Here is a 10,222-nt window from a genome sequence, read left to right as displayed (position 1 = left end):
GCCCGCCGCAGCGGCCCCCGCCCCGGCACCAGCGCCGTCAGCGGACAGCGTGCAGGAGCGGGCAGTCGGCAGCAGCCAGCGCCAAGCCAAAGGCGACGGCGGTGCAGATGCGGCCACCACTGGTGAGTCTTCCCGCACAGCCAGCCTAAAAACCCGCTGGGGCGCAGCTATCTTGTCGCGGGTCGAGCGGCACAAACGCCAGCCGCGCGGCGGCGGTAAGGGGCGGGTGCGGATTCGCCTGGAAATCTCAACCCAGGGCAAGCTGGTGGCGGCCTCTGTTGCCCGAAGCTCAGGCATTGCGGCGCTTGACCAGGCGGCCTTGGCGGCCGCAAGGAAAGCCCGCTACCCCCGCGCGCCCAAGGCGCTGGCGCCGGGCGCCTACAGCTTTGTCTTTTCAGCCCGTTTTGAAGGCTGACCGGAACATCGGATTTGCTGCCATGCAGCATCAAAACACCCGGGATGACCGAATTCGTACAACTTGGGACGGTTCTGGCGGTTGACTCCTGCGCTCTCCCTGAGACACCCTGTCAATTGCTGCACGTGCAGCAATAGATTATGTCGGTACCCGGAGGATTCGGGAAAGATTCTTGCGCGGCCGATTTTTCATCGGCCAGGCGGGGCTCTCCCGGGAGACCTGAATTGATGGCAGAGGACCAGAATCAATGACCAATGTTGTAATCGCATCCGCCGCGCGCACCGCCGTCGGCTCCTTTGGCGGCTCGTTCGCCAATACCCCGGCCCATGACCTGGGCGCCGCGGTGCTGGAAGCCGTGGTGGAGCGGGCCGGTGTGGACAAATCCGAAGTGTCGGAAACCATCATGGGCCAGGTGCTGACCGCCGCCCAGGGCCAGAACCCGGCCCGCCAGGCGCATATCAATGCGGGCCTGCCGCAGGAAAGCGCTGCCTGGGGCATCAACCAGGTCTGCGGCTCCGGCCTGCGTGCCGTGGCACTGGGCGCACAGCACATCCAGCTGGGCGACGCCTCGATCGTGGCCGCCGGCGGCCAGGAGAACATGACCCTCTCCCCCCATGCCGCGCATCTGCGCGCCGGCCACAAGATGGGCGACCTCAAATACATCGACACCATGATCCGCGACGGCCTGTGGGACGCTTTCAACGGCTACCACATGGGCCAGACCGCAGAGAACGTGGCCAACCAGTGGCAGATCTCCCGCGACATGCAGGACGAATTCGCCGTGGCATCGCAAAACAAGGCGGAAGCGGCGCAGAAAGCGGGCAAATTCGCTGATGAGATCACCCCGTTTGTGGTCAAGCACCGCAAGGGCGACATCACCGTGGACGCGGACGAATACATCCGTCACGGCGCCACCATGGAAGCGATGCAGAAGCTGCGCCCGGCCTTCACCAAGGACGGTTCGGTCACTGCGGCAAACGCCTCCGGCCTGAACGACGGCGCCGCCGCCACCCTGCTGATGAGCGCCGATGAAGCCGAGCGCCGCGGCATCGAGCCGCTGGCCCGCATCGCGTCTTACGCCACTGCCGGCCTCGACCCGTCGATCATGGGCGTGGGCCCGGTCTATGCGTCGCGCAAGGCGCTGGAGAAAGCCGGCTGGTCCGTGGGCGACCTGGATCTGGTCGAAGCCAACGAAGCCTTTGCCGCCCAGGCCTGCGCGGTGAACAAGGACATGGGCTGGGATCCGTCGATTGTGAACGTGAACGGCGGCGCCATTGCCATCGGCCACCCGATCGGCGCCTCCGGCTGCCGGGTTCTGAACACCCTGCTGTTTGAAATGAAGCGCAGCGGCGCCAAGAAAGGCCTCGCCACCCTGTGCATCGGCGGCGGCATGGGCGTCGCCATGTGTGTCGAGCGCCCATAAAACCAGCAACACACCGTTAAATGAGAAGGACGCCCCCCGGGCGTCCTTTTTCTTTTACATGGGCAGCCTATACTGCAGGTGCGACAATTTTTTCGCGGCAACGCAGAAATTTGCTGCGCAATATTGTTGCGCTCACTAATTGGAATCTGTAGCAAGATTACCAAGAGACTATGACTGGAGGATTCTTGAATGGCACGTACTGCACTCGTCACCGGCGGCTCCCGCGGCATCGGCGCAGCAATTTCCCAGGCGCTGCAGGCGCAAGGCTGCACTGTGGCAGCGACCTATGCCGGCAATGACGAAGCCGCGGCAAAGTTTACCGAGGAAACCGGTATCAAGACCTATAAGTGGAATGTGGGCAGCTACGAGGAAAGCGCTGCAGGCATCGCCAAGGTCGAAGAGGAACTGGGCCCGATCGACATCGTGGTGGCCAATGCCGGCATCACCCGCGACGCGCCGTTCCACAAGATGACGCCCGAGCAGTGGCAGCAGGTGATCGACACCAACCTGACCGGCGTGTTCAACACCGTGCACCCGATCTGGCCCGGCATGCGCGAGCGCAAGTTCGGCCGCGTCATCGTGATCTCCTCGATCAACGGCCAGAAAGGCCAGTTCGCCCAGGTGAACTATGCCGCCACCAAAGCCGGCGATCTGGGCATCGTGAAATCTCTGGCCCAGGAAGGCGCCCGCGCAGGCATCACCGCCAACGCCGTCTGCCCCGGCTATATCGCCACCGAGATGGTGATGGCGGTTCCGGAAAAGGTGCGCGAATCGATCATCGGCCAGATCCCGGCCGGCCGTCTGGGCGAGCCGGAAGAGATCGCCCGCTGCGTGGCCTTCCTGGCCTCCGACGACTCGGGCTTCATCAACGGCTCGACCATCTCCGCCAACGGCGCGCAGTTCTTCGTCTGATTTTTCGTATCAGCAGAAACGGCAAGGGCCGGTCCAGATGGACCGGCCCTTTTCCTATCCCGTAAGGACGTTTGCGCGCTCAGGCCCAGCGGGAAACCTTGGGGCGGAGGGCGGGCACATGCCGCTTGCCGAACAGCCAGGTCCACGCCTGTTTCAGCACCTGCCCGCGTTCGGCATGGGCGCGGGCCATGGCAGTCTTGGTGGCGGCGTCAGCAGTGTATTCCAGCATTTCAGGCCTCCTTCCCGGATCAGTATCCTTTATCTGCACCCAATATGAGGACGTTCCGTCAAACGGACAAACGAGTCTTTTCCAGACTTCAGTTAAGGTATACTTATGTGAAGATGACTGACCGCCTGCCACCCCTCACCGCTTTGCGCGCCTTTGACGCTGCCGCCCGCCACATGTCCTTTGCCAAAGCGGCGGAGGAGCTGAACGTGACCCCGGCCGCGCTGTCCTTTCAGATCAAATCGCTGGAGGAGCATTTGGGCCAGCCGCTGTTCCGCCGCCTGAACCGGGCGGTGGAGCTGACCGAGGCGGGCAAGACGCTGGCCCCGGGCGCAGCGGAAGGGTTCGAGACATTGACGGCAGCCTGGCGTGCCACCCGGCGGCTGCAGGACAACACCACGCTGACGGTGACGGCCGGACCGGGGCTGACAGCAAAATGGCTGGCGCCGCGGCTGTATGAGTTTGCCCGCGCGCATCCGGAGATCGACCTGCGGTTTTCGGCCACGCTGCGGATCATGGATTTTGTGCGGGACGAGGTCGACGTGGCGATCCGCTTTGGCTACGGACCGGATCCAGGGCTGTACGTGCTGCCGGTACCGCCGGAATGGGTGACCCCGGTGATGTCACCAGAGCTGGCGGAGCGCTACACCACGCCCGAAAGCCTGATGAAGGCGCCGCTGATCTTTGACGAGTCGATTGATTTCCTGGACCCGCCTGTCGACTGGCCAGCCTGGTTCCGCACCCAAGGCATTGATTTCACCCCGACGCATGGCTCGCATTTCTCACAAGCGGATCACGCGATTGACGCCGCCGTCGCAGGCGCCGGGGTGGCGCTGGGGCGGCGCGGCATGGCGATCACCGATCTGCACGCAGGCCGCCTGGTGGCGCCTTTCAAGACCGCGATCGAGACCAAGGCGCATTTCCGGTTCCTCTGTGCACCCGGGACCGAAACCCGGCCGCAGATCGCTGCGTTCCGCGACTGGTTCATTGCCGAGATCGACAAAACCGCCTACGTCTCGGATGAATTTGAGATCATACCCGTCGAGGACATCCCCCCGCCATGACCAAGACCCGCGCGACCGCTATTGGCTTTATCGCTGTCCTGCTGTGGTCGCTCCTGGCCTTGCTGACCGTTGGATCCGAACCAGCGCCGCCGCTGCTGCTGAACGCGCTGTGTTTCAGCATTGGCGGCACGCTGGGGATCATCTGGACCGCAGCCTCGGGCAAGCTGGGGCAGCTGAAGAACGTGCCTTTCAAGGTCTACGCCTTTGGCACCCTCGGCCTGTTTGGCTATCACGCGCTGTACTTCTCGGCGCTGCGGCTGGCGCCGGCGGCAGAGGCCGGGCTGATCGCCTATCTGTGGCCGCTGCTGATCGTGCTGTTCTCCGGCCTGCTGCCCGGCGAGAAGCTGAAGGCGGGGCATCTGATTGGCGCCGGCCTGGGCTTTGCCGGGGCGGCGACGATCATTTCGGGCGGCGGCGGCGGGTTTGAAGCGCAGTACTTGCCGGGGTACGGGCTGGCGCTCCTGTGCGCGCTCACATGGTCGGGTTATTCGGTTCTGTCCCGGCTGGTGGGCAAGGCGCCGACCAGTTCGGTTGCTGTCTTCTGCCTGGCCACAGCTGCAGCGTCCTGGGGTCTGCATTTTGCACTGGAGGAAACGGTCTGGCCTGCAGGCTCTCTGGGCTGGATCTCAACCCTGCTGCTGGGCCTCGGCCCCGTCGGACTGGCCTTCTATGTCTGGGACATCGGTGTCAAACAGGGCGACATTCAGATGCTCGGCACCAGCTCCTATGCCGCGCCCCTGCTGTCGACGCTGATCCTTGTGCTGGCGGGGATCGCCGCGGCCTCATGGGGGCTGGCTCTGGCGGCGGCCTTGATCACCGGCGGCGCGCTGATTGCGGCACGGGCCAGCGCCGCGAAGTGATCCGGAAATGAAAAGAGGGCCGCCGTACCGGGCAGGCCCTCCAAAACTTGTGCCGGGCTCGCCCGGCGGAACTCTTCAGACTGCGTCTGCTGTCAGCCGCGAAATCTCTTCCTTCAGCTTCAGCTTCTGCTTTTTCATTGCCGCAATTTGCAGATCATCGGTACCGGGTGATCGTTGGGCCTGTTCCACTTCCATGCTCAGATGCTCGTGCTTCTTCTTAAGTTCGGTCAGATGCGAGCTGAGGCTCATGGCAACCCTCCTTCTTTGAGCTAGATGTGTTTGACAGAAAGAGTGGACCACAAGTTTCCGCGTCTGTCACGCTGCAGCCGCACTATTTTTGTCATGAAATTTTCATATCGGCTATGCGCCGCGCAATTTGCCGCAGGCAAGCGCTCCTTATGGCAGAGTTTTGCTGCTGAAATTTCTCTATGGTTGAAACTTTTGGAAACCGGCCTTACGGTTGCGCCGGAACGCGTCAGGCAGGTTTCGGCCAAGGCAAGGCTGCCCCGTCCCGCAGAACAGCGCGGATTTCCGGCCGGTAGCTGTCCCCGTCCTGCTCGTGCCGGTTGCCTTCATGCAGAATCAGCGGTGCATGCAGACGAAAGTCCGCCCTGCCCCCCTTGCGTGCGCGCAGGATGACCAATTCCGCCGCGCGCCCTTCCCGCGGCGCAAGCGGCAGCACCTCGATGGAACCCAGCGCGCCGCAGGCCGCCAGCATGTCCGGCAGCCGGTCGGCCCGCTGGATCATGTGCAGATACCCTTTGGGCGCCAAGCGGCGGGCTGCGGTACTGATCCAATCTGCGAGCGGTGTCTCCTCCCCCAAAGCCACCCGGCGGCCTGCGTCCTGCGACGGACTATGGGCACCCGCCTTGTAATAAGGCGGATTGGCGATGACGTGGTGGAACTGCCGCTGTTTCAGCGCATCGGGCAGCGCCGAGAGGTCGGCTTCGAAAACTTCGATCTGCCGGCCGTTTTCAGCCCCGTTGCGCCGCGCCAGAGCGGCATAAGGCGGCTGCAGTTCGACGCCCGCGAGCACCAGCCCCGGCACCCGCGCCGCGGCGCAGAGCAGCGCCTGGCCGGCCCCGCAGCCGAGTTCCAGCAGCGTCTCGCCCGGTTTGGCCGGCACCGCGGCTGCCAGCAGCACCGGGTCCACCCCCGCCCGGTAGCCGCGGACGGGCTGCCGCAGCTGCACCCTACCGCCCAGAAAGCCGTTGCAGGTCAGGTCGCTGTCCTGAAAGCCGCTCATCTTCCCAATGGGATTTCATTGTCGCGCATCACGATCAGCGCCTCATCGTAATCATCCTCATGCACCATCAGGCGGCGCGGGAAAATTCCGATCCCGCCTTCCAGGATGCTCATATTTACGTCCATTTGAAAGCAGTCTATATCCTCTCCCTCAAGGAGGGCGGAGGCAAAGGCCATGATCGTCGGATCGGTGCTGCGCAAAAGCTCTTTCATGAGAACGGATCTAAGGGCAAGGCGCGGGTCTTGTCGAGCCTCGCAGGCAGGAATGTGATGGACCAAGTGATGACCAGGAAGCCGCACGAAATGCTGGCCGCAACGCTGCAGGAAGAGCTGGAGGCGGTAAACACGCTGATCCGCACGCGGATGGCGTCCGAGCACGCACCGCGCATTCCGGAAGTGACCGCGCATCTGGTTGAGGCCGGCGGCAAGCGGCTGCGGCCGATGCTGACGCTGGCGGCGGCGCGGATGTGCGGCTACGAGGGCGACCATCACCTGAAACTGGCGGCGACGGTGGAGTTCATCCACACCGCCACCCTGCTGCATGACGATGTGGTGGATGAGAGCGCCCAGCGGCGCGGCCGGCCGACGGCGAACCTTCTGTGGGACAACAAAAGCTCGGTTCTGGTGGGCGATTACCTCTTTGCCCGCAGCTTCCAGCTGATGGTGGAGACCGGCTCGCTGCGGGTGCTGGACATTCTCGCCAATGCCTCGGCCACCATTGCCGAAGGCGAAGTGCTGCAGATGACCGCGGCGTCGAACCTGAAGACCGATGAGGACATCTATCTGCAGGTGGTGCGCGGCAAGACCGCGGCGCTGTTCTCGGCGGCGACTGAAGTGGGAGGGGTGATTGCCGGCGCTCCGGAAGAGCAGGTGAAGGCGCTGTTTGCCTATGGCGATGCGCTGGGGATTGCCTTCCAGATTGCCGATGACCTGCTGGACTATCAGGGCGACAGCAAAGCCACTGGCAAGAACGTCGGCGATGATTTCCGCGAGCGCAAGCTGACCCTGCCGGTGATCAAGGCAGTGGCGCAGGCGACGGACGAAGAACGCGCCTTCTGGATGCGCACCATCGAGAAGGGCAAGCAGGAAGAGGGCGACCTGGATCAGGCGCTGGCGCTGATGGCGAAGTACAAGACGCTGGAGGCCACCCGCGAGGACGCCTATGGCTGGGCTGCCAAGGCACGGGACGCGCTGGAGGTGCTGCCTGATCATGAGATCCGCACAATGCTGAGTGACCTGGCCGACTATGTGGTGTCGCGGCTGAACTGAGCCGGTTCGTTAAGCAGAGGAAGGGGGCGCTGCCCCCTCGGGGTATTTCTGACCAGAAAGAAGCAGCAGGGCGGCGGCGCGCCGTGCGCCAGCGCGGCGCTATGCCCAACGGCGGGCAAGCATCTTTGATGCGCGGTGCCGCGGGCGGGAGTGTTCCGTTCCAGGCGCGGCGCTTCAGGACAGGGTGACGGCGCGGCACCACCAGTCCGGATGCGCAGCTTCGATCTCATAGGCCGCAAAATGCGCCGCCTTCAATGTCGGGTAAAGCGCAAAGCAAGTGGATCCCGAGCCCGACATCCGGGCCAGCAAAGCACGTGATGTCACTCTCAGCTCATCGAGGACAAATTCAATTTCCCGCGCAACCCCCATAGCGGGAATTTCCAGATCATTGCGCTGCGCCGCCAGCCAGGCCGCACAGTCCGCCGGGCCATCGAATTCAGGAAACTCTTCCGGCATGGCAGGGTTGTTGCGCATCGCCAGCGCGCTGAACACCGCACCTGTCGGCACCGGCACACCGGGGTTGACCAGCAGCGCGGGCAGTTGCGGCAATGCAACTGGCGTGATGCATTCGCCGATTCCCGACATGCGTGCGGCTCTTGCCGTCAGGCAAACCGGCACGTCGGCCCCCAAGGACAGCGGCAGAGCTTCCGGCGTCCTGATGCCCTGTCCTGATAGAGCCCGGAGCGCAGCCGCCGCATCGGAGGATCCGCCGCCGATACCGGCGCCATGAGGCAATTGCTTGTCGAGGCGGATCCTGCCGCGCCAGCCGGCCCCCTCTGCGGCCTTCCAGACCAGATTGCGCTGATCCGCAGGCACGCCTTCGGCAAAAGGACCGGTGACATCCAGGATCATCTCCGGTCCCGGCTCCAGCTGCAGCCGGTCTCCGGCATCCGCAAAGACCACCAGCGAATCCAGCAGGTGGTAGCCGTCCTCGCGGCGGCCGGTCACATGCAGGGTCAGGTTGATCTTGGCGGGCGCAAAAGCCTCAACCGCCATTGGCGACTTCCAGCGGCTCGGCGCCTTCCTCGGCCAGCACCGCATCCAGGCCAATGTCCAGCTTGCGGCGGATGCGTTCGGGGTCGGCCTCGCCATCGGTGTCTTCCGGATCGATGAAGGAGAGCGCCCGCTTCCACTGGAACTCAGCCTCGCGCGCCCGGCCCACGGCCCAGTAAACGTCACCGAGGTGGTCGTTGACCACCGGGTCCACCGGCATCAGCTCCACCGCGCGCTCCATATGCGCGACCGCCTCGTCAAAGCGGCCCAGGCGGTAGAGCACCCAGCCAAGAGAGTCGACGATATAGCCGGAGTCGGGGCGCGCAGCGACGGCGCGCTCGATCATGTCCAGCGCCTCATCCAGCTTGCTGCGCTTTTCCACCAGCGAATAACCCAGGTAGTTCAGCACCTGCGGCCGGTTCGGATCCAGTTCGAGCGACGCGCGGAAGTCAGCCTCAGCCTGCACCCACTCGCCCAAGCGCTCATGGCAGATGCCGCGGGCGTAGAGCAGGAACCAGCGGCTGCCGCTGTCTTCCGGCGTTCTCTCCAGCGCCTTGTCATAGGCGCCTGCGGCACCGGCATAGTCCTCCTGCTGGCGCAGCAGATCACCCAGGCTCACATAGACGCTGGGCTGCTCCGGGAAATCGCGCGCCAGCTTTTCCAGCACCTCGATTGCCGCATCCGGCTTGGCGGCGCGGCGCAGGGCCTCTGCGCGGCCCATTTCCGCCGCGTGGTAGTCAGGGTGGCTGGCCGGCACCTGCTTGTAGGTGGCGACCGACAGCTCGTAGCGGCCAAGCTGGTCCAGAAGGCCGGCGCTCAGCAGGATTGCGTCCACATGATCCGGACGCAAGGAGGCCGCCATGCGAACATACATCAGAACATAGTCATTGGCGGTGTCGCCATTCAGGGCCGCGCCAAGCGTATAGAAAACCTCGGCGATCCCTTCCCGCGGGCTGGGCGCGATAGTGAAAACCAGGGTTTCACCAGCGGCAAGCTGCGCATCCAGCGCTTCCAGGCCCGGGTCCAGGCGGCTGCCAAAGGCCGCCTTCAGAGCCTTACGGGCGTCGTCATTGCGGCCCAGCTGCGACAGGATCTGCACCCGCGCGATTGCGGCGCGGCGGCTGAGGCTGGCGAGGCGCCCGTCTTCGGCGGCAAACAGCTCTTCAGCACCGCCGTAGTCCCCGGCAGAGGCCAGCGCCAGCGCCCGGTGATAGAGCACGAAGGGCCGCAGGCTGCCGTCCTTGGCAAGCCGGTCAAACGTCTTGAGCGCGCTGGACACCGAGCCTGCTCCGATATGCGCCCAGCCTTCCAGGAGGCCGTCCACCAGCGGATGGATCGCCTGCAGCTCAGGATCGCGGTCCAGGATCGCCTGATAGTTTTCTGCCGCCGCATGGCCGCCCGCGATGACGACATTGGCCACCTGGCTGCGCGCGCCGGTCTGCAACAGCCGTTCCGCCACCGGCACCGCTAGTTCCGCCTTGCCCATGGCGAGCTGTGCAAAGACCACATTCTCCATCAGCAGCGGGTTCTGCGGGTCGCGGGCCAGTGCCTGGGTGTAATAGAGCGCCGCTGCCGCGAAATCGCTGTCATAGGTCGCTGCCCGTCCGGCCAGATACGATCCCGCCAGCCCGTCCGCCTGGACAGCTGGTGCGGATGCGGATGCGGCCATCAGGGCCGCACATGTCAGGGTGCGGAGAATAGATACGGGCACGCGGGGACCCCCTTACGGATTACTGCTCTTGCTCTTCTAAGAAAGCGTAGTGCGCCGCCCGTCAACACGCAATGGGGCGGCCCGAAGACCGCCCCATAAAATCC

At 64.4% G+C, this 10,222-nt stretch carries 12 protein-coding genes; 6 read left to right on the top strand and 6 right to left on the bottom strand.

Annotation, left to right across the window (positions count from 1 at the left end):
* The 3 genes from RA20_RS17280 to phbB all read left to right on the top strand — a co-directional run.
* On the top strand, positions 1 to 415 hold a 415-nt coding region (locus tag RA20_RS17280; RefSeq protein WP_206540114.1), incomplete at its 5' end, for a TonB family protein.
* Between the two features lie 247 nt (positions 416 to 662).
* Complete coding sequence (locus RA20_RS17275) at positions 663 to 1,838, top strand: acetyl-CoA C-acetyltransferase (protein ID WP_039131528.1); 1,176 nt, start codon at positions 663 to 665, stop codon at positions 1,836 to 1,838.
* Positions 1,839 to 2,027: 189 nt separating this feature from the next.
* Positions 2,028 to 2,750, top strand: coding sequence for an acetoacetyl-CoA reductase (gene phbB / locus RA20_RS17270; protein WP_039131525.1), 723 nt, complete (start codon positions 2,028 to 2,030; stop codon positions 2,748 to 2,750).
* A gap of 79 nt (positions 2,751 to 2,829) precedes the next feature.
* Here the strand turns inward: phbB and RA20_RS25825 are convergent, their stop codons facing one another.
* Complete coding sequence (locus RA20_RS25825; RefSeq protein ID WP_193748221.1) at positions 2,830 to 2,979, bottom strand: hypothetical protein; 150 nt, start codon at positions 2,977 to 2,979, stop codon at positions 2,830 to 2,832.
* Positions 2,980 to 3,092: 113 nt separating this feature from the next.
* Here RA20_RS25825 and RA20_RS17265 point away from each other — a divergent pair, with 113 nt between their 5' ends.
* Positions 3,093 to 4,040: a transcriptional regulator GcvA gene (locus tag RA20_RS17265; protein ID WP_039131523.1), complete on the top strand. Its 948-nt coding sequence runs from the start codon at positions 3,093 to 3,095 to the stop codon at positions 4,038 to 4,040.
* Positions 4,037 to 4,900, top strand: coding sequence for an aromatic amino acid exporter YddG (gene yddG / locus RA20_RS17260; protein WP_039131520.1), 864 nt, complete (start codon positions 4,037 to 4,039; stop codon positions 4,898 to 4,900). The genes RA20_RS17265 and yddG overlap by 4 nt, the downstream gene beginning before the upstream one ends.
* Positions 4,901 to 4,975: 75 nt before the next feature.
* Here the strand turns inward: yddG and RA20_RS25100 are convergent, their stop codons facing one another.
* From RA20_RS25100 to RA20_RS17250, 3 genes are all read right to left on the bottom strand, one after another.
* The gene (locus RA20_RS25100) at positions 4,976 to 5,149 is read right to left on the bottom strand and encodes a YdcH family protein (RefSeq protein WP_082018047.1); all 174 of its coding nucleotides are present in this window, start codon (positions 5,147 to 5,149) and stop codon (positions 4,976 to 4,978) included.
* Between the two features lie 226 nt (positions 5,150 to 5,375).
* Entirely contained in the window at positions 5,376 to 6,146 is a 771-nt protein-coding gene (locus RA20_RS17255) for a tRNA1(Val) (adenine(37)-N6)-methyltransferase (protein ID WP_039131518.1), read from the bottom strand.
* Entirely contained in the window at positions 6,143 to 6,358 is a 216-nt protein-coding gene (locus RA20_RS17250; RefSeq protein WP_039131515.1) for a putative signal transducing protein, read from the bottom strand. The genes RA20_RS17255 and RA20_RS17250 overlap by 4 nt, the downstream gene beginning before the upstream one ends.
* Before the next feature lie 57 nt (positions 6,359 to 6,415).
* On the opposite strand from RA20_RS17250, the gene RA20_RS17245 reads away from it, so the two are divergent.
* Positions 6,416 to 7,414 carry a polyprenyl synthetase family protein gene (locus RA20_RS17245; protein WP_039131510.1) on the top strand — a complete coding sequence of 333 codons (999 nt, stop codon included), beginning with the start codon at positions 6,416 to 6,418 and terminating at the stop codon, positions 7,412 to 7,414.
* A 174-nt stretch (positions 7,415 to 7,588) separates the two neighbouring features.
* Here RA20_RS17245 and RA20_RS17240 read toward each other — a convergent pair whose 3' ends face one another.
* Both RA20_RS17240 and RA20_RS17235 read right to left on the bottom strand, forming a co-directional pair.
* A complete protein-coding gene (locus RA20_RS17240; RefSeq protein ID WP_039131503.1) occupies positions 7,589 to 8,410 on the bottom strand; it encodes a 4-(cytidine 5'-diphospho)-2-C-methyl-D-erythritol kinase in 822 nt (273 codons plus the stop codon).
* Positions 8,400 to 10,118: a tetratricopeptide repeat protein gene (locus RA20_RS17235; protein WP_039131501.1), complete on the bottom strand. Its 1,719-nt coding sequence runs from the start codon at positions 10,116 to 10,118 to the stop codon at positions 8,400 to 8,402. Before RA20_RS17235 ends, RA20_RS17240 begins: the two co-directional genes overlap by 11 nt.
* Positions 10,119 to 10,222 lie beyond the last annotated feature (104 nt).

This window comes from Leisingera sp. ANG-Vp (assembly GCF_000813725.1).
Taxonomy (GTDB): Bacteria; Pseudomonadota; Alphaproteobacteria; order Rhodobacterales; family Rhodobacteraceae; genus Leisingera.
This window is presented reverse-complemented; position numbering and strand designations above follow the sequence as displayed.